This is a genomic window from Ancylobacter polymorphus, from assembly GCF_022836935.1.
Taxonomy (GTDB): Bacteria; Pseudomonadota; Alphaproteobacteria; order Rhizobiales; family Xanthobacteraceae; genus Ancylobacter; species Ancylobacter polymorphus_A.
On sequence record NZ_CP083239.1, the window covers coordinates 2,930,798 to 2,950,063 of the forward strand.

General features: G+C 69.1%; 15 protein-coding genes. 8 read left to right on the top strand and 7 right to left on the bottom strand.

All coding sequences use genetic code 11. The features are described 5' to 3' along the window. Positions 1-134 precede the first annotated feature (134 nt). Together K9D25_RS13795 and K9D25_RS13800 are read left to right on the top strand one after the other, a co-directional pair. Positions 135-806 (top strand): HAD-IA family hydrolase, encoded by a 672-nt coding sequence (locus K9D25_RS13795; RefSeq protein ID WP_244450873.1) that lies wholly within the window; start codon positions 135-137, stop codon positions 804-806. Continuing rightward, the gene (locus K9D25_RS13800) at positions 803-1,561 is read left to right on the top strand and encodes an ATP12 family chaperone protein (protein ID WP_244376047.1); all 759 of its coding nucleotides are present in this window, start codon (positions 803-805) and stop codon (positions 1,559-1,561) included. The genes K9D25_RS13795 and K9D25_RS13800 overlap by 4 nt, the downstream gene beginning before the upstream one ends. A 59-nt stretch (positions 1,562-1,620) precedes the next feature. Here the strand turns inward: K9D25_RS13800 and K9D25_RS13805 are convergent, their stop codons facing one another. The 3 genes from K9D25_RS13805 to K9D25_RS13815 form a co-directional block, all read right to left on the bottom strand. After that, on the bottom strand, positions 1,621-2,805 hold the full coding sequence (locus K9D25_RS13805; RefSeq protein WP_244376049.1) for an acetate/propionate family kinase: 1,185 nt from the start codon (positions 2,803-2,805) through the stop codon (positions 1,621-1,623). Positions 2,806-2,810: 5 nt separating this feature from the next. Continuing rightward, the gene (locus K9D25_RS13810) at positions 2,811-3,779 is read right to left on the bottom strand and encodes a phosphate acetyltransferase (protein WP_244376051.1); all 969 of its coding nucleotides are present in this window, start codon (positions 3,777-3,779) and stop codon (positions 2,811-2,813) included. A 155-nt stretch (positions 3,780-3,934) separates the two neighbouring features. Beyond that, the gene (locus K9D25_RS13815; protein ID WP_244450874.1) at positions 3,935-4,312 is read right to left on the bottom strand and encodes a RidA family protein; all 378 of its coding nucleotides are present in this window, start codon (positions 4,310-4,312) and stop codon (positions 3,935-3,937) included. Positions 4,313-4,500: 188 nt separating this feature from the next. Between K9D25_RS13815 and K9D25_RS13820 the strand changes: the two genes are divergently transcribed. Further along, positions 4,501-5,583 (top strand): aldose epimerase family protein, encoded by a 1,083-nt coding sequence (locus K9D25_RS13820; protein WP_244376053.1) that lies wholly within the window; start codon positions 4,501-4,503, stop codon positions 5,581-5,583. Positions 5,584-5,593: 10 nt separating this feature from the next. Here K9D25_RS13820 and K9D25_RS13825 read toward each other — a convergent pair whose 3' ends face one another. Both K9D25_RS13825 and K9D25_RS13830 read right to left on the bottom strand, forming a co-directional pair. Next, positions 5,594-7,084, bottom strand: a complete 1,491-nt coding sequence (locus K9D25_RS13825) for a carboxypeptidase M32 (RefSeq protein ID WP_244376055.1) — start codon at positions 7,082-7,084, stop codon at positions 5,594-5,596. A gap of 46 nt (positions 7,085-7,130) precedes the next feature. Beyond that, positions 7,131-8,060, bottom strand: a complete 930-nt coding sequence (locus K9D25_RS13830) for a hydrogen peroxide-inducible genes activator (RefSeq protein WP_244376057.1) — start codon at positions 8,058-8,060, stop codon at positions 7,131-7,133. 162 nt (positions 8,061-8,222) lie between these two features. Between K9D25_RS13830 and katG the strand changes: the two genes are divergently transcribed. The 5 genes from katG (at position 8,223) to K9D25_RS13855 (ending at position 17,386) form a co-directional block, all read left to right on the top strand. After that, positions 8,223-10,400, top strand: a complete 2,178-nt coding sequence (katG, locus tag K9D25_RS13835) for a catalase/peroxidase HPI (RefSeq protein WP_244376059.1) — start codon at positions 8,223-8,225, stop codon at positions 10,398-10,400. Between the two features lie 134 nt (positions 10,401-10,534). Next, positions 10,535-12,046: an FAD-dependent monooxygenase gene (locus K9D25_RS13840; RefSeq protein WP_244376061.1), complete on the top strand. Its 1,512-nt coding sequence runs from the start codon at positions 10,535-10,537 to the stop codon at positions 12,044-12,046. Between the two features lie 122 nt (positions 12,047-12,168). Further along, positions 12,169-13,248: a recombinase RecA gene (gene recA / locus K9D25_RS13845; protein WP_244376063.1), complete on the top strand. Its 1,080-nt coding sequence runs from the start codon at positions 12,169-12,171 to the stop codon at positions 13,246-13,248. Positions 13,249-13,447: 199 nt separating this feature from the next. Next, positions 13,448-16,099: an alanine--tRNA ligase gene (alaS, locus tag K9D25_RS13850; RefSeq protein ID WP_244376065.1), complete on the top strand. Its 2,652-nt coding sequence runs from the start codon at positions 13,448-13,450 to the stop codon at positions 16,097-16,099. 30 nt (positions 16,100-16,129) lie between these two features. After that, on the top strand, positions 16,130-17,386 hold the full coding sequence (locus K9D25_RS13855) for a cyclic nucleotide-gated ion channel (protein WP_244376067.1): 1,257 nt from the start codon (positions 16,130-16,132) through the stop codon (positions 17,384-17,386). Between the two features lie 307 nt (positions 17,387-17,693). On the opposite strand, the gene K9D25_RS13860 is transcribed toward K9D25_RS13855, so the two are convergent. Together K9D25_RS13860 and K9D25_RS13865 are read right to left on the bottom strand one after the other, a co-directional pair. Then, the gene (locus K9D25_RS13860) at positions 17,694-18,452 is read right to left on the bottom strand and encodes a SapC family protein (RefSeq protein WP_244376069.1); all 759 of its coding nucleotides are present in this window, start codon (positions 18,450-18,452) and stop codon (positions 17,694-17,696) included. Positions 18,453-18,520: 68 nt separating this feature from the next. Next, complete coding sequence (locus K9D25_RS13865; RefSeq protein ID WP_244376071.1) at positions 18,521-19,135, bottom strand: invasion associated locus B family protein; 615 nt, start codon at positions 19,133-19,135, stop codon at positions 18,521-18,523. Between the last annotated feature and the right edge of the window lie 131 nt (positions 19,136-19,266).

Here is a 19,266-nt window from a genome sequence, read left to right on the forward strand (position 1 = left end):
TTTGCTTTTCGGGAGGCCGCCCGGCCGCCCCGGCGCCGGGGGTTGACATCCCCGGCCGCATCCCCGACTTCGACGGCTCTCCCGCGCGGCCGTGCCCCCACGTGCCGCGCCCCGTCAGCCGCGCCGTGGTGCCGATGAAACTCGTTCTGTTCGATTGCGACGGCACGCTGGTGGACAGCCAGCACGTCATCGTCGCCGCCATGGGCCGCGCCTTCACCCGCGCGGAACTCGCCATGCCCTCGCGCGAGGCGGTTCTCGGCATTGTCGGGCTGTCGCTGGTGGAAGCGATGCAGCGGCTGGGCGAGGACGATCCGCGCTTTCCCGCCGAGCGGCTGGCCGAACTCTACCGCGAGGCGTTCCGCGAATTGCGCACCGAGCCGGATTTCAGCGAGCCGATGTTCCCGGGCATGCGCGCGCTGATCGACCGGCTCGCCGCCCGCGACGACCTGCTGCTCGGCATCGCCACCGGCAAGTCGCAGCGCGGCGTGGCGGCGGTGCTGGCCCATCACGGGCTGGAAGGGCGCTTCGTCACCATCCAGACGGCCGACGACGCCCCCTCCAAGCCGCACCCGGCCATGGTGCTGCAGGCGATGGCGGCCACCGGCGCGGAGCCGATGGACACGGTGCTGATCGGCGACACCAGCTTCGACATGGTGATGGCCCGTGCTGCCGGCGCCCGCGCCATCGGCGTGAGCTGGGGCTATCACGCGCCTGATCTGCTGACCCAGTCGGGCGCCGAGCGTCTGGCGACGGATGCGGACGAGCTGCAACGGGCAATCGACGAACTCTGGGAGACGGTGGCGTGAGCGAAGGGATTCCCGAGGCGCCGCCAGCGCCGGCCCGGCCGGGCTTTGCCGAGCGCAAGCCGCTGCCCAAGCGGTTCTACCGCGAGGCCGGTGCCGCGGCGACGGAGGGCGTCCTGTTCCGCGTGGAGCTGGACGGTCGCCCCGTGCGCACGCCGGGGCGCCACCTCGTCGCGGTGCCGAGCCTGGCGCTGGCGCAGGCTCTGGCGGAGGAGTGGCAGGCGCAGGGCGAATTCATCGACCCCATGACCATGCCGATGACACGGCTGGTCAATTCCGCTCTAGACGGCGTCGCGCCCAACATGGCCGAGGTCGGCGACGAGATCGTACGCTACGCCGGCAGCGATCTGCTGTGCTATCGCACCGACACTCCGGCGCAGCTGGTGGCACTGCACGTGGAACTGTGGGACCCGGTGCTGGCCTGGGCACGCGAGCGCTTCGGCGCCATTTTCATGCTGAGCGAGGGCGTCGTCCATGTCGCCCAGCCGCCGCGCACGCTGGAACTCATCGCCGGCGCGCTGCCGGACGATCCGCTGCGGCTCGCCGCGCTCAATCTGATGACGACGCTGAGCGGCTCGGCGCTGCTGGCGCTGGCGGTGGCGCATCGCCATCTCGATGCGGAGATGGCGTGGCGCGCCGCCCATGCGGATGAAGAGGTGCAGGAGCAGCTCTGGGGCACCGATGCCGAGGCTCTGGACCGCCGCGCCCGGCGTCGGCGCGACTTCGACGCCGCCGCGCGGGTTTATGCCCTGCTCTAACTCTTTGATTATACGCAATTCCTGTCGCAGAACCGCGATACACTTCTGCGGGAATTGCTCTAGCAGGGTCGCAGCAGGTTCAGCGTCGCCAGCGCGATCATGCGCTCCTCATCCGTGGGGATGACCAGCACATGCGGGCCGGGGCCGTCGGCGTCGATCCAGGTGGCGTTGGCTTCATTGGCGGCCGCGTCCAGCGCCACGCCGAGCAGGCCCAGCCGGGCGCAGATGCGGGCACGGATTTCGGCTGAGCGCTCGCCGATGCCGGCGGTGAACACCAGCGCGTCGAGCCCGCCCAGCGTGACCGCGAGCCGCGCCACCGCCTGCGCGACATGCAGGGCGAAATACTCCACCGCCAGCGCGGCGGCGGGCGCCTCGCTCGCCAGCAATTCGCGCATGTCGCTGGAGAGGCCGGACAGGCCCTTCAGCCCGCTGTCGTGATAGAGCATGTGGCCGACCTCGGCCGCGCTCATGCCCTTCTGTTCGATGAGATGCAGCACCACGCCGGGGTCGAGCGCGCCGCAGCGCGTGCCCATGGGCAGGCCGTCCAGCGCGGTGAAGCTCATCGTCGCGTCCTGGCTCGCGCCGTCCTTCAGCCCGCAGGCCGAGGCGCCGGAGCCGAGATGGCAGATGACGACGCGCCCGCGCGCCAGTTCCGGCGCCAGTTCGCGCAGCGCGCCGGAGACATATTCATAGGACAGGCCGTGGAAGCCGTAGCGCCGCACGCCGTCGCGGTAGAGCGCGTCGGGCAGGGCGAAGCGGTCGCAGATTTCCGGGTGGCTGCGGTGGAAGGCGGTGTCGAAGCAGGCGACCTGCGGCAGGTCCGGCCGGCGCGCGCGGATGGTGCGGATCGGGTCGAGATTGGTCAGCTGGTGCAGCGGGGCGAGCGGGATGAAGCTCTCCAGCGTGCGCAGCACCTCGTCATTCACGCGTTCGGGGTGGGTGTAGTGCGGCCCGCCATGCACGACGCGGTGGCCGACGCCGATCAGATCGAAGCCGTCGAGATGCGGCAGCACCCAGTCGCTGATGGCGTGCTGGGCTTCCGGCGCCTTGGCGATCTCCTCCGGTGTGAAGGTGCGATCGACCAGCACGGTGCCGGCCTCGTCCTTGGCCAGGAGGCGCGGGCGGGTGCCGATGCCGTCCAGCGCCCCGCCGAGGACCAAAGCGACATCGCGCCCGGCGACGCGGTAGAGCTTGAACTTGATGCTGGACGAGCCGGCATTGACGACGAAAATGGCCTCGTTCATCGCGCTCATCCTCCCAGTCCCGGCTGGCGCAGCCGCGCCTGCGCATAGAGCACCGCCACCGCGCAGGAGGCGAGGCGGGTCTTCAGCGTGTCGGCGCGGCTGGTGAGGATCACCGGCACCCGCGCGCCGAGCACCACGCCGGCGGCATCGGCGCCGGCCATGAAGGTGAGGTTCTTCGCCAGCATGTTGCCGGCTTCGAGGTCGGGCGCGACAAGAATCTGCGCCCGGCCGGCGACGGGGGAGACGATGCCCTTGATGCGCGCGGCTTCCGGCGAGATGGCGTTGTCGAGCGCCAGCGGCCCGTCGAGATCGCCGCCGGTGATCTGGCCGCGATCGGCCATCTTGCACAGGGCGGCGGCCTCGATGGTGCTGGGAATGGAGGTGGTGACGGTTTCCACCGCCGAGAGGATGGCGACGCGCGGCCGGCCGAGGCCGAGCCCGACATGCAGGTCGATGGCGTTCTGCACGATGTCGCGCTTGGCATCGAGATCGGGGAAGATGTTCACCGCCGCATCGGTGATGAACAGCGGCTCGGCATAGCTCGGCACGTCCATGATGAAGACATGGCTCACCCGCCGCCCGGTACGCAGGCCGGTGTCGCGCGCGGTGATGGCGGCGAGCAGCTCGTCGCTGTGCAGGCTGCCCTTCATCAGCAGCGCGGCCTGCCCCTCGCGCACCAGCTCCACCGCCCTACCGGCGGAGGCGACGCTGTGCGGCGTATCGACGATCTCGATGCCGGCGAGGTCCAGCCCTTCCGCCTGCGCCACCGCCTCGATGCGGGCGCGGGGGCCGACCAGGATCGGCACGATGAAGCCGGCCTTGGCGGCGTCGAGCGCGCCGTGCAGGGAGGCGGCGTCGCAGGGATGGGCGATGGCGGTGGGCATGGCCTCCACCGTGCGGGCGCGGGCGATCAGGCGCTCATAATTGCCGTGATCGATCGGGGGCACCGTGCCGGGGCTCGTGGCCATGTCCATGTCTTCGCCTCCGTTGCGCCGGGTCACGGCGCGGATGTCGCGTTCAGTGTCGCCGCCGTGGCTGACGGCAGAACGACACAGGCCGGCCTTTTGTGCCCGCGTCCATGACCTCACGCAAAGACCTCCCGCTCCGCTCCGCTCGCCTGTGGGCGGGCTCAGCCCGGACGGCGGGCGACAAGGTCGATCTCCACCAGCGCGTCGCGGGCGAGGCCGGTAACGCCGACACAGGTGCGCGCCGGGCGGCGGTCGGCGGGAAAATAGGAGGCATAGACCGCGTTCATGGCGGGATAATCGCCCTTGAAATCGGTGAGATAGACGCGCGCCTGCAGCACATGCGACAGGTCGAGCCCGATGCCGGCGAGGACCAGCACGAGATTGTCCATCACCCGGCGCGTCTGCGCCTCCACGCCTTCCGGCAGCGGGCGCGAATCATCGTCCGGCCAGGTCGGCATCTGGCCGGTGATGAAGACCCAGCCATCGGCCTCCACGGCGTGGCTGAACGGGGCGACGGGGGTCGGGGCATCGGCAACCATGTGGAACTGGGCCAAGATCGCGTCTCCTGCGGGGGCATCGGGTGCGCGAGCTTCCCCCGGCGATGGCGGCGCGGTCAATGCAGGAGGCGGGAGGCGCGGCCGGGGGGCTGGCCTTCGCGCCGGAGCGGGTGGACAATGTCACGAGTGAAAGCGGTGCCGGGCAAACCCGGATGTGTCGTGAGTCGAGCATGAACCAGCATGTGAGCGCCCATATTCGGCGCGAGCCCTTCGGCACCCTCGCCGACGGAACGGAGATTCAGCGCTTCCGCCTGTGCGGCGAGGGGGGCATGGAGGTTTCCGTTCTCGACCTCGGCGCCACGGTGCAGGCGCTGCACGTCCCCGACCGTTCGGGCCGCCGCGCGGATGTCGTGCTCGGCCATGACACGCCGGACGCCTATGTGCGCGAGCCGCGCTTTTTCGGCGTGGCGGTGGGGCGCTACGCCAACCGCATCGCCGGCGGGCGCTTCACGCTCGATGGCGCCGACTACCGCGTTCCCGCCAATGATGGCGACCACGCCCTGCATGGTGGGCCGGAAGGCTTCGACCGGCGCGTGTGGCGGCTCGCCGAGCTGTGCGAGGGGCAGGCGCCCTCGCTGCGCCTCACCCTTACCAGCCCGGCGGGCGATCAGGGGTTTCCCGGCACGCTGGAGGCGAGCGTGACCTACACGCTGAGCGGGGCAGGGGAGCTGACCATCGCCTTCGAAGCGACGACGGATGCGCCGACCCTCGTGAACCTTACCCATCACGGCTATTTCAACCTCGGCGGGGTGGAGGCCGGCGGCGATGTGCTCGACCATTTGCTGACCATCCACGCCGACGATTATCTGCCCGTCGACGCGGCGGCGATCCCGCTCGGCGGGCCGGAGAGCGTGGACGGCACGCCCTTCGACTTCTGCACGCCACGCCGCATCGGCGACCGCATCCGGCAGGCGCATGAGCAGCTGCGGCGCGGGCGGGGCTATGACCACAATTACTGCCTCGAAGGCGGCACGACCGCACGCCCCCGCCTCGCCGCGCGGGTGGAACACCCCGCCTCCGGCCGGGTGATGGAGCTGCTGACCGACCAGCCGGGGCTGCAATTCTATTCCGGCAATTTTCTCGACGGCACGGCGCTCGGCAAGAATGGCCGCCTCTACCGCCAGTCCGACGGCTTCTGCCTGGAGCCGCAGATCTGGCCGGACGCGCCGAACCGGGGGGACTACCCCTCGGCCCGGCTGGATCCCGGCCAGACTTATCGCCACGTCTCCGTCTACCGCTTCTCCACCGACTGAGGCGCGGCCCTCACGCCGGCAGGTAGCGCCGGGCGAGATGGGCCTTGAACACGCCGGCATCGAGCGGCCGGCCGGTGGCGCGGGTGAGGAGTTCGTCCGTGTCGACAAGCGAGCCGAGCCCGTGCACATGGGTGCGCAGCCAGCCGACCAGCGGCGCGAAGTCGCCGCGGCCGATGGCCGGCAGCGTGTCCGGCTCGGCCCGGCAGGCGGCGTCGAACAGCTGTGCGGCGGCGATGGCGCCGAGCGTGTAGGTGGGAAAATAGCCCCAGCCACCGCTCGGCCAGTGAATGTCCTGCAGGCAGCCCAGCCGATCGTTCGGCGGCGTGGTGCCGAGCAACTCCTTCATGCCGGCATTCCAAGCTGCCGGCAGTTCCGCCAGCGGGAGATCGTCGGCGATCATCGCCTTTTCCAGCCGGGTGCGCAGGATGACATGGGCGGGGTAGGTGACCTCGTCGGCATCGACGCGGATGAAGCCGCGCTCGATGCGGGTGTAGCGGCGCCACAGCGCCTCCGCCTCCCATTCCGGCCCCGTTCCGCCGAAAGCGGCGCGCATCAGCGGCGCGGCGAAGCCGAGGAATTCGCGGCTCCGGCAGGCCTGCATCTCCATCAGCAGCGACTGGCTCTCATGCAGCACCATGCCGCGCGCCTGCCCGACCGGCTGGTTCATGTAGCCGGCGGGGCGGCCCTGCTCATAGAGCGCGTGGCCGGTCTCGTGGATCACGCCCATCAGCGCCTTGGCGAAATCGGCTTCGTCATAGCGGGTGGTGATGCGCACATCATGGTCGGCGCCGCCACAGAAGGGGTGGGTGGACACGTCGAGCCGGCCCCGGTCGAAATCATAGCCGAGCGCCGCCATCATGCGCTGGCCGAGCCCGCGCTGCGCCTCCACAGCGAAGGGGCCTTCCAGCGCACCCGGCGCGGGGCGGCGGGCCTGCGCCGCCAGCGCTTCCTCGGTGAATCCGGGCAGGAAGGCGGCGAGATCGTCGAACAGCGCGTCGATGCGGGCGATGCGTGCGCCCGGCTCATAATCGTTCAGCAGCGCGTCATAGGGCGAGAGGCCGAGAATCGCGCCCTTGGCGGCGCCGGCCTCGCGCTGCAGCCGCAGCACCTCGGCGAGATAGGGCAGCAGAGCGGGGAAGTCGGACTCGGCGCGCGCCTGCCGCCACGCCATTTCGCAGGCGGAAATCGCCTTGCTGGAGGCTTCCACGAGATCGGCGGGGAGGGCGATCTGCGCGGTGAAGACGCGGCGCATCTCGCGCAGATTGGCCCGCTCCCAGTCACCCAGCGTGTCGTCGCCGGCGGCGGCCTCCAGCCAGTCGCCGAGGCGCGGGTCCACCGCCATGTCGTGCTGGAGCACGCGCAGCAGCGCCAGGCTTTCCGCCCGGCTGGCGGCGGCGCCTTTGGGCATCATCGTGTCACTGTCCCATTGCAGGATGCCGACGGCGTTGGACATCGCGCTGATGCGGCCGAAATGGGCGGCGAGGGAGGCGTAGGCGGACATGGAAGCTCTCCGGCGGGTGGCGGCGCGGGCCGCTCTGCCTCCCGTTCTAGCCGAGGGTTTCGCCCGGCGGAACCGGTGTGCCGGGTTCGGCCATGGCGGCCTCGCGGACGATGTCCGCCATCCGCTCGAAGGAGGCAGCGAGCGGATTGGTCCGGCGCCAGACCATGCCGATGGTGCGGGTGGGGCGGGGCGTCGCCAGCCGGGCGACCGCGACGGCGGCGGAGCGCGTTTCAATGCCCACGGCCATTTGCGGAATCAGCGTGACACCGATGCCGGCGCCGACCATCTGCACCAGCGTGGTCAGCGAACTGCCCTCCATCAGGTCGCGCGGCAGCTGCGAGGAAAGATTGCAGAAGGAAAGCGCCTGTTCGCGGAAGCAATGGCCTTCCTGCAGCAGCAGCAGGCGCATGGTGCGCAATGTCTCGGAATTCGGCACCGGCAGTGCCGCCTCGCTTGCGGGGCGCACAAGGACGAACTCCTCCTCGAACAGCGCATGTTCGCTCAGCGAGGGCTCGGAGACGGGCAGGGCGACGAGGGCGGTGTCGAGCCGCCCGTCGATGAGATCGTCGACGAGGCGCTGCGTCACCGCTTCGCGCGGGCGCAGGTCGAGGCCGGGAAAGCGCTCGCCCAGAAGCTGCATCACGGCGGGCAGCAGATAGGGTGCGATGGTGGGGATGACGCCGATGCGCACCCGTCCGGCCAGCGGGCTGTGCGAGGCGCGGGCGAGATCGCCCAGTTCCTCGACCGCCCGGAGGATATTGCGCGCGCGGGCGGCGAAATCCTCGCCGAGCCGGGTGAGCCGGATCTGGCGCGGGCCGCGCTCCACCAGCGGCGCGCCGAGAATTTCCTCCAGCTCCTTCACCTGCAGCGACAGCGCCGGCTGCGAGATGGCGCAGGCCTCCGCCGCCCGGCCGAAATGGCCGTGCTGGGCCAGCGCCTCGAAATAGCGCAGATGCCGCATGGAAATGTCGGTCATAAGCTCAGATTATCGTGGCAATTAGAAAATGCAAATTTTCATTATCCCGCGCCTACGATAAGACCTCTTCCAATTCCAAACGCCTGCCCGGCGCGCCTCGCGTGCCCGGGCGCGCGCCGGGCGAAGCTCGCCGCCGGCCTCTTCTCACGATCGGAGACTGCAATGGACGACATCACGAACAGGCCGGCCGGCAAGTGCCCGGTGATGCATGGCGCGATCACCGAAACCGGCACGTCGAACATGGATTGGTGGCCCAAGGCGCTCAATCTCGACATTCTCAGCCAGCACGACACCAAGACCAACCCGCTCGGCGAGCACTTCAATTACCGCGAGCAGGTGAAGACGCTCGATTTCGACGCGCTGAAGGCCGATATGCGCGCGCTGATGACCGACAGCCAGGAATGGTGGCCGGCGGACTGGGGCCATTATGGCGGGCTGATGATCCGCATGTCGTGGCACGCGGCCGGCTCCTACCGCCTCGCGGACGGGCGCGGTGGCGGCGGCACAGGCGACCAGCGCTTCGCCCCGCTCAATTCCTGGCCGGACAATGTGAGCCTCGACAAGGCCCGCCGCCTGCTGTGGCCGATCAAGAAGAAGTACGGCAACAAGGTGAGCTGGGCCGACCTGATCGTCCTCGCCGGCACCATTGCCTATGAGACCATGGGGCTGAAGACCTTCGGCTTCGGCTTCGGCCGCGCCGATGTGTGGCATCCCTCCAAGGACACTTATTGGGGTTCCGAGCGCGAGTGGCTGGCGCCGAGCGACAACCGCTACACCGATGTGAACGACCCCTCGACGATGGAGAACCCGCTCGCCGCCGTGCAGATGGGCCTCATCTACGTCAACCCGGAAGGCGTGAACGGCAAGCCCGACCCGCTGAAGACCGCGGCGCAGGTGCGCGAGACCTTCGCCCGCATGGCGATGAACGACGAAGAGACCGCCGCGCTCACCGCCGGTGGCCACACGGTCGGCAAGACCCATGGCAATGGCGACGCCAAGGCGCTCGGCCCCAACCCGGAAGCCGCCGCGCTGGAAGACCAGGGCATGGGCTGGTCCAACCCGAACCAGAACGGCCTCGCCAGCCGCGCCGTGACCTCCGGCCTCGAAGGCGCGTGGACGACGCACCCGACGAAGTTCGACATGGGCTTCTTCGAGATGCTGTTCGGCCATGAATGGGAGTTGCGCAAGAGCCCGGCCGGCGCCTGGCAGTGGGAACCGATCGACATCAAGGAAGAGGACAAGCCGGTCGATGCCAGCGACCCCTCGATCCGCCACAACCCGATGATGACCGACGCCGACATGGCGATGAAGGTCGACCCGATCTACAACGCGATCTGCCAGAAGTTCATGGCCGATCCCGAATATTTCAAGGACACCTTCGCCCGCGCCTGGTTCAAGCTGACCCATCGCGACATGGGCCCGAAGGCCCGCTATATCGGCCCGGACGTGCCGGCCGAAGACCTGATCTGGCAGGACCCGGTTCCCGTCGGCCCCACCGACTATGACGTGACGGCGGTGAAGGCGAAGATCATCAATGCCGGCCTCACCATCAGCGAACTGGTGAGCACCGCCTGGGACAGCGCCCGCACCTATCGCGGTTCCGACATGCGCGGCGGCGCCAATGGCGCGCGCATCCGCCTCGCCCCGCAGAAGGACTGGGAAGGCAATGAGCCCGCCCGCCTCGCCAAGGTGCTCGGTGTGCTGGAAGGCATCGCGGCCGAGACCGGCGCCAGCCTCGCCGACGTGATCGTGCTCGGCGGCAATGTCGGCATCGAGCTGGCGGCTAAGGCGGCCGGCCACGATGTCACCGTGCCGTTCGCACCGGGCCGGGGCGACGCCACCGACGCCCAGACCGACGCCGCCTCCTTCAGCGTGCTGGAGCCGCTGCATGACGGCTACCGCAACTGGCTGAAGAAGGACTATGTCGTCACCCCCGAGGAAATGCTGCTCGACCGCACCCAGCTGATGGGCCTCACCGCGCCGGAAATGACCGTGCTGGTCGGCGGCCTGCGCGTGCTCGGCACCAATCATGGCGGCAGCAAGCATGGCGTGTTCACCGCCCGCGAAGGCGCGCTGACCAACGACTTCTTCGTCAACCTCACCGACATGGCCTACAAGTGGGCCCCGGTCGGCAACGGCATCTATGAGCTGCGCGACCGCAAGACCGGCGCGGCGAAGTGGACCGCCACCCGTGTCGATCTGGTCTTCGGCTCGAACTCGATCCTGCGCGCCTATGCCGAGGTCTATGCCCAGGACGACGCGCAGGAGAAGTTCCTCAGCGACTTCGTCGCCGCCTGGACCAAGGTGATGAACGCCGACCGCTTCGACCTGGTGAAGTGATCGCCTGACGGCTTGCCTCTCCGCCCTGTGGCGGGGAGGGGCGGCTCCTGCAAGGCCCGTTGCGCCCGGCGCGACGGGCCTTTACTTTTGCCGCGCCGACAGCGCCGCGCGCCGTTCGGCCCGGGGGAACGCGCATGACCGACCGCCGTCCCGACCGCCATCCCGATCCCGTTCTCATCGCCGGCGCCGGCCCGGTCGGGCTGGTGATGGCGCTGGAACTGGCGCGCTATGGCATCCCGGTGCGGATCGTCGACCCGATGACCGCGCGCGCCACCACCTCCCGCGCCGTGGCGATCTGGCCGCGCACGCTGGAACTGCTGGACCGCGCCGGCGGCGGCCTTTCCGCCGAGCTCATCGCCGGCGGCAACAAGGTGATCGCGGCGCATATGCTGGCCGATGGCAAGACCCTCGCCCGCGTGCCGCTCGCCGAGATTGAATCGCCCTATCCCTTCGTGCTGATGCTGCCGCAGAGCGAGACCGAGCGCATTCTGCTGCATCATCTGGAGGCGCGCGGCGTGCGGCCGGAACTGGCCACGGCGCTGGCGGACTTCACCCCGGACGAGGACGGCGTCACCGCCACGCTCCGCCGCGCCGATGGGCGGGAGGAGACCGCCCATTTTTCCGCGCTCATCGGCTGCGACGGCGCCCATAGCCCGGTGCGCCACCGGCTTGGCCTCGCCTTTGCCGGCGAGACGCTGGGCAGCGACTGGGCGCAGGGCGACTTTCATCTCACCGGCATGCCGTTCCCGGTCGACGAATTCGCCACCTGCCTGCACCGTGACGGGCCGGCGGTGCTGTTCCCGCTGGCGCCCGGGCGCTACCGCGTCATCATCGGCCTCGGCCCGAACCCTGCGCCGACGGCGCCGCCACCTCCTGATATGGCCGGCTTTCAGGCGCTGCTCGACCGGCGCGGGCCCGGCGGCATCACTTTGACCGAGCCGCTGTGGACGACGTCCTTCCGCATCAATGAGCGGCAGGTGGAGAGCTACCGGGTAGGGCGCGTCTTCCTCGCCGGCGATGCCGCCCATGTGCACAGCCCTGCCGGCGGGCAGGGCATGAACACCGGCATGCAGGACGCGGTGAACCTTGCCTGGAAACTCGCTCTGGTGCTGCGCGGCCTCGCGACCTCGCCGCTGCTGCTCGACAGCTACGACCCGGAACGGCGGGCGGTGGGGGCGGAGGTGATCGCCACCTCCGGCCGGCTGATCCGGCTCAGCACACTGAGCAATCCGGTGGCGCGGCAGCTGCGCAACATCGTCATGCCCTTCGTGCTTGGCCTCGCACCGGTGCGGCACGCCCTCGCTGGCGAGCTCACCGAGACCGCGATCCACTACGCCGACAGCCCGCTCAACGGCGCTTCCTGGGGCGCGGGCCCGCGCGCCGGCGAACGCCTGCCGCCGCTGCCGGGTGAGCCGCCCTATGGCGCGGGCGATACGCCGCGCTTCACCCTGCGGCTCGGCGACGGCGTGACCCCGCCGCCGGACGATCTGCCGATGGCCTTGCTCGATACGGTGATGCGCACGAACCCGGTGCCCGGCGGCATCGAGCTGGTGCGGCCCGATGGTTACCTCGCTCTGGCGGTGGCCGAGGGCGAATGGGAGCCGGTGTTGGACTATGTGCGCCGCCTCGGCCCGGAAGCGAACTGACAGGCGTGCGCGGCTGCGGTTTCGCAACGAGAACATATTGCGAACATCGAACAAACAGAGTACAAGTGCGGTAACCTCTGCCCCGCCGCCCTTTCCCCTTGCGCCCAGCCCGGAGCCCGGCAATGACTCAATCGACTCTGCGACTCGTTGAAGGATCTTCCATGGACAAGTCCAAGGCGCTCGACGCCGCCCTGACCCAGATTGAGCGCCATTTCGGCAAGGGCTCGATCATGCGGCTGGGCAAGAACGACAAGATCATGGAGATCGAGACGGTCTCCACCGGCTCGCTCGGCCTCGACATTGCCCTCGGCATTGGTGGCCTGCCGCGCGGGCGGGTGATCGAGATTTTCGGGCCGGAATCCTCCGGCAAGACCACGCTCGCCCTGCACACCATCGCGGAATCGCAGAAGAAGGGCGGCGTGTGCGCCTTCATCGACGCCGAACACGCGCTGGACCCGATCTATGCCCGCAAGCTCGGCGTGGACCTCGACAATCTGCTGATCTCGCAGCCCGATGCCGGCGAGCAGGCGCTGGAGATCGCCGACACGCTGGTGCGCTCCGGCGCGGTGGATGTGCTGGTGGTGGATTCGGTCGCGGCGCTCACCCCGCGGGCGGAACTCGACGGCGAGATGGGCGACAATCAGCCCGGCATGCAGGCGCGGCTGATGAGTCAGGCGCTACGCAAGCTCACTGCCTCGATCAACCGCTCCCACACCATGGTGATCTTCATCAACCAGATCCGCATGAAGATCGGCGTGATGTATGGCAGCCCGGAAACCACCACGGGCGGCAATGCGCTGAAATTCTATGCCTCCGTCCGCCTCGACATCCGCCGCATCGGCGCGATCAAGGAGCGCGAGGAGGTTGTCGGCAACCAGACCCGCGTCAAGGTGGTGAAGAACAAGCTGGCGCCGCCCTTCAAGCAGGTCGAGTTCGACATCATGTATGGCGAGGGCGTCTCCAAGATGGGCGAATTGATCGACCTCGGCGTCAAGGCCGGCGTGGTCGAGAAGTCCGGCGCCTGGTTCTCCTATGACAGCCAGCGCCTCGGCCAGGGTCGCGAGAACGCCAAGACCTTCCTGCGCCAGCACCCCGAGGTTTCCGGACGCATCGAGGCGACCATCCGCCAGAATGCCGGCCTCATTGCCGAGCAGATCCTCGCGGGCAGCGAAGAGAGCGAGGACGGCGACGACGCCGAGTGAGGCCTCGGCCGGGGTGGCGGCGGGCCTGCCTGCGGCATCTCCGGCTGTTGAGCGCCTGGACGGCAGCGGAGCGGGGACGACGCCCCGCTGCTTTCTGGACAAGGTGTTGATGCGTCGTTAGAACCGTTGCGCCCGCGCCGGTCGGTGCGGGTCGGCGCCTTTCGCGGCGCTGCTATCCAGCATCGGCGGACCCGGGTTCATGAGCGGCGTAAACGAGATTCGCGCGACCTTCCTCGACTATTTCGCCCGCAATGGGCATCAGGTGGTCGACTCCTCCCCGCTCGTGCCGCGCAACGACCCGACATTGATGTTCACCAATGCCGGCATGGTGCAGTTCAAGAACGTCTTCACCGGCATCGAGAAGCGGCCCTATTCGCGGGCGGTCACTTCTCAGAAATGCGTGCGTGCCGGCGGCAAGCACAACGACCTCGACAATGTCGGCTATACCGCACGGCATCACACCTTCTTCGAGATGCTCGGCAATTTCTCCTTTGGCGACTACTTCAAGGAGAACGCGATCGAGCTCGCGTGGAACCTGATCACCCGCGAGTTCGAACTGCCGGTGGAGAAGCTGCTCGTCACCGTCTACCACGAGGATGACGAAGCCTTCGGGCTGTGGAAGCGCATTGCCGGCCTGCCGGACGAGCGCATCATCCGCATCGCCACGTCGGACAATTTCTGGCAGATGGGCGATACCGGCCCCTGCGGCCCGTGCTCCGAGATCTTCTTCGACCACGGCCCGCATATTGCCGGCGGCCCTCCCGGTTCGGCCGACGCGGATGGCGACCGTTTCATCGAGATCTGGAATCTCGTCTTCATGCAGTTCGAGCAGCTGCCGGGCGGTGAGCGTGTGCGGCTGCCGCGCCCGTCGATCGACACCGGCATGGGGCTGGAGCGGATCTCCGCTGTGCTGCAGGGCACGCACGACAATTACGAGATCGACCTCATGCGTGCGCTCACCGGCGCCGTCGAGGAACTGACCGACGTGCCCGCCAACGGCCCGCAAAAGGCGAGCCACCGGGTGATCGCCGACCATCTGCGCGCCTCCACCTTCCTGGTCGCGGATGGTGTGCTGCCCTCCAATGAGGGGCGCGGCTATGTGCTGCGCCGCATCATGCGCCGCGCCATGCGCCATGCCCAGCTGCTTGGCGCCCGCGATCCGCTGATGCACCGCCTGGTGCCGATCCTGGTGCGCGAAATGGGCCGGGCCTTCCCGGAGATCGTGCGCGCCGAGGCGCTGGTGGCGGAGACGCTGCGGCTCGAGGAAACCCGCTTCCGCAAGACGCTGGAACGCGGCCTGTCCATCCTCGAGACGGAGAGCGAGGGCCTGGAGGCCGGCGCGAAATTCTCCGGCGAAACGGCGTTCAAGCTCTACGACACGTTCGGCTTCCCGCTCGATCTCACCGAGGATGCGCTGCGCGCGCGTGGCGTTGGCGTCGATGTCGAGGCGTTCAACACCGCCATGGCGCGGCAGAAGGCTGAGGCCCGCGCGTCCTGGTCCGGTTCGGGCGAGGCGGCGACCGATACGGTGTGGTTCGCGGTGCGCGAGGATGCCGGGGCGACCGAGTTCCTCGGCTATGACACGACGAGTGCCGAGGGCACGGTGACGGCGCTTGTCACTGACGGGCGGCAGGTCGCGGAGCTGGGCGCCGGTGCTACCGGCCTGGTGGTGCTGAACCAGACGCCGTTCTATGGCGAATCCGGCGGCCAGACCGGCGATACCGGCTTCTTTACCGGCGAGGACGGGCTCAAGGTCCGCGTCACCGGTACGCAGAAGAAGCTCGGCGACGTGTTCGTGCATGAGGTCACGGTCGAGAGCGGCACGCTCAAGGTCGGTAGTGCGCTGGCGCTCACCGTCGACGCCGAGCGCCGCCAGGCCATCCGCGCCAATCATTCCGCCACCCATCTGCTGCACGAGGCGCTGCGCCGCGTGCTCGGCGATCATGTGGCGCAGAAGGGCTCGCTGGTCGCGCCCGATCGGCTGCGTTTCGACTTCTCGCACCCCAAGCCGGTGGAAGCGGACGAATTGCGGCAGGTCGAGGACCTCGCCAACCGCATCGTGCTGCGCAATGAGCCGGTGGTGACCCGACTGATGGCGGTGGATGATGCCATCGCCTCCGGCGCGCGGGCGCTGTTCGGCGAGAAATATGGCGAGGAGGTCCGCGTCGTCAGCATGGGCACCGATCCCGGCAATGGCGCGCCCTATTCGATCGAACTGTGCGGCGGCACCCATGTCGGGCGCACGGGCGATATCGGCGTCATCAGCCTGGTCAGCGAAAGCGCCGTCGGTGCCGGCGTGCGGCGGGTCGAGGCGATGACCGGCGATGCCGCCCGCCACGCGCTGACCGCCGACCGCCAGGCGCTGCAGGGCGCGGCGGCGCTGCTGAAGGCGCCGGTCGCGGAGGTTGAAGCCCGTCTCGCCCTTCTGGTCGAGGAGCGCCGCAAGCTCGAGCGCGAGCTGGGCGAGGCGCGGCGCAAGCTGGCCATGGGCGGCGGTGCGGGGGCGGAAGAGCCGGTGCGCAGCGTCGGCGATGTCAAGCTACTGGCGCGCGAGGTCACCGGCATCGAGCCCAAGGATCTCAAGAGCCTGGTCGACGAGGGCAAGAAGCGCATCGGTTCCGGCGTGGTGGCGATTGTCGGCGTCACCGACGATGGCCGCGCCGGGCTGGTGGTCGGCGTCACCGAGGATCTGACCGGGAGGTTCGACGCGGTGGCGCTGGTGCGGCGCGGCGCCGAGGCGCTGGGCGGCAAGGGCGGCGGCGGGCGACCGGACATGGCGCAGGCGGGCGGGCCGGACGGCGCCCGTGCGGCCGAAGCGCTGGCGGCGATCGAGAGCGCGCTCGCCGGCTGATCGCGCCGAGGGGCGGGGGAGTGGCCGTTGATGGCGGCGCGCAGACACGAGCCCGGCGGGTCGACGGCGTCGCTATGGCGCGCGCGGCGGCGGCGCTGTTACGAGATATTGGAGCGCGACGCCGCGCATGACCGCACGGCGCATCGGGTCGAAATCGGCCTGATCGTGCTGGTGGTGCTCAACGTCGTCGTCGCCGTGCTGGAGACGGTGCCGAGCCTGTATCTGCGCGATTACCGCGCCTTTCTCGGCTTCGAGCGGCTGTCCCTGCTGGTGTTCGCGCTCGAATATGCGCTGCGTCTCTGGGTGGCGCCGGAGAATCCGCGCTATCGCGGCCTCTCGCCGCTGCGGGCGCGGCTGCGCTATGCGCGCACGGCGGTGGCGATTGTCGATCTCATCGCCTGGCTTCCCTTCGTGCTGTCGGCGGCGTTCGGGGTCAATCTCGTCACGCTGGCGATCTTCCGCCTGCTGCGTTTCATCAAGCTGGTGCGCTATTCGCCGGGCATGCAGTCGCTGCTCGAAGTGCTGCATCGCGAAAGTCAGGCGCTGATGGCGTGCTTCTGGCTGCTGTCGGCCGCCGTGCTCGTCGCCGCCTCGGCGATGTATGTGGCGGAAGGCCATGTCCAGCCCGAACACCTCGGCTCGATTCCGGCGGCGATGTGGTGGGCCATGGCGACGGTGACCACGGTTGGCTATGGCGATGTCTATCCCGTCACCGTCGCCGGCCGGATCATCGCCAGCCTCACCATGGTCACCGGCATCGTGATGATCGCCCTGCCGGTCGGCATCATCGCCACGTCCTTCGTCGATGTGATCAAGCGCCGGGATTTCGTCATCACCTGGGGCATGGTGGCGCGGGTGCCGCTGTTCGCCGATCTCGACGCGTCGGGCATTGGCGAGATCCACAAGATGCTCTCCGCCCATACCGCGCAACCCGGCGAGGTGATCGCCCGTCGCGGCGAGGTGGCGCGCTCCATGTATTTCATCGCCTCGGGCGAGGTGGAGCTGGAATTCGCCGACAGCGTGCATGTGCTGGGTGAGGGGCAGTTCTTCGGCGAGATGGCGCTGCTGCACCAGACGCACCGCGCCGCCACGGCGCGCGCGCGGATGCGCAGCATGCTGCTCATCCTGGAAGCGGAATCGCTGGCGGAGGTGATCCGCCGACATCCGGAAATCGGCAAGCGCATTCGCGCCATGGCCAAGGATGGGGAAGGGCCGCATCCGGTACGGCGCAGCGCCGACATCGCCAATGACGAACTCGCGGAGCCGCCGGCGCCCGAGGGCGCTTAGAGCGTTTTCGAGCGAAGTGGCTGCCGGTTCGCGTGAAGAAAACGCGACAAAATAAAAAATTAGATCATTTCACTGTTTCCATGAAACGGTGAAATGATCTTGGCCGGGCAATTCCGCGAAAGCGCAGATGGGTCGAGGCCGCGTGCCGCTCGTGGGAGGCTGACCTTCGGCTTTGCCGTGCCCGGGCCGGCGCCATCGCTGACTGTCGCGCTTGGGCACCGGCGTTGCGGCCTGTCACCCGGTTTGGCTTGTGAGGCCGTTTGCGAGCGGCGGCGCTACTGGCGCGCCGCCGCTCCGCTGAAGCGCCTCAGGCTGCCGGGAAAGCGCGGGCGACGAGGCCGCGCCAGGCCTGCTGCGAGGCGAGGTGGAGGACGATGAGGTCCGTCCAGCCATTGGTGTGGAAGGTTTCCAGCGTCGGGCCGGAAAGCGCGCGGAACGCCGCTTCATCGACCAGGCGGAAGCCCTGGATCAGCTTCTCCGTTCCGTCCGGCAGGGTGACGCGGGCCTCGCGGCCGGTCAGGAGGTTTTCGGATTCGAGCGCGGCGGCGAAGGCGCGCGTGCGCTCGTGCTCGACCGCGTACGCCTCGCAAAAGGCGATGGCGGCGGTCGCGACCTCGGTCGCCGTGCCGTCTTCGGCGAAGAGCGGGCGCGCGCCGTCGCGCACCGCGTCATTGGTCACATGCGGGGCGGAAAGATCCACGCCCAGCAGGATCGCCTCACCCTCGCCCGGCGTCATGCCGATGAAGGGGTAGCGGCGCACATAGCTCGGCACATAGTCGCCTTCCGTCCAGCCCCCTTCCGCGCGCACGAACAGGTTCTGACCAGCGGTGAGACCGGTTACCGCCAGCGGCGCGGCGCCCTCGTCGGTCGCGAACACGATGGGATAGCTGCGCTGGACGTGAACGAACTCGCTCGCCACCAGCGGGATCGCCGTTGCCGACCGGGCGAAGCCGCAATCAACGCCCTCGCGCAGACCGATCAGGCGATGGTCAGGGAAACGCAGAAGCGCGGGGGAGCCGTAAAAGGGCGGAAGCCCGGGTGCAGGAATTGGCGTGCCGGCCGACATGGGAGGAGCTTTCGTAGAGAGGAAGGAGCGCCGCAGCCGGGTGGACTGCGGCCTTCGGTGAGCAGGGATCAGGGCTTGAGGCTGGCGTCGAGCGCGGGCGCGAAACCCTTGAATGACACCGGCAGGGTAACGGGACGCTGGGCGCCGTCCTGGAAGGTGAAGCTGCCGGCCTCGGCGGTGGTCTTCATGGTCTGCACCATGGCCGCGTCGAGCTGGGCTTCGGCGACGCAGACCTGCGCGCAGCGCTTATATTCGAGATCCAGCTCCTTGCCGTTCTCTCCGATCTTCAGCGACATCCCGGCCGGCAGCCACACGCCCTGCGGCACCTGGATGAGGATGATCATCGGCGACTTCGGTTCGGCCCGGCCGACGGCGATGGTGGCGACGAGTCCCTGGCCCTGCACCTGCAGCTTCTGGATCACCTCGCAGGCGCGCGGCTGGTCGGCCGGGGTGACGCAGCGCATCAACCAGTCCTGATAGGTGGCCGTGGTCTCGGCCGGCTGCGACGCGTCGCCCGCAGCGGCCGCAGGGGCCGGCGCCGCCGGACGGGCGGCGGCGGGCGCCGCCGGACGGGGCTGGGTCGCCTGAACCGGGGCGGTGGTGGTCTGCTGCGCCTGCGCGGGCCCAGCGATAAGCGCGCCGGCCATCAGGGCGGCGCCGAGCATTTTCAGGCTCGCATGCATGTCTCTGCTCTTTCTTGAACGCGAGGGAAGGGATTTGAGCGGCGCCGGCCGCGGCTGCGGCACGGCGACGCCGTGTGAGGACGCCGTTTCGGCGGCGACGCGGGGCGGCGGGCGCAGGTCTGCGGCATCCG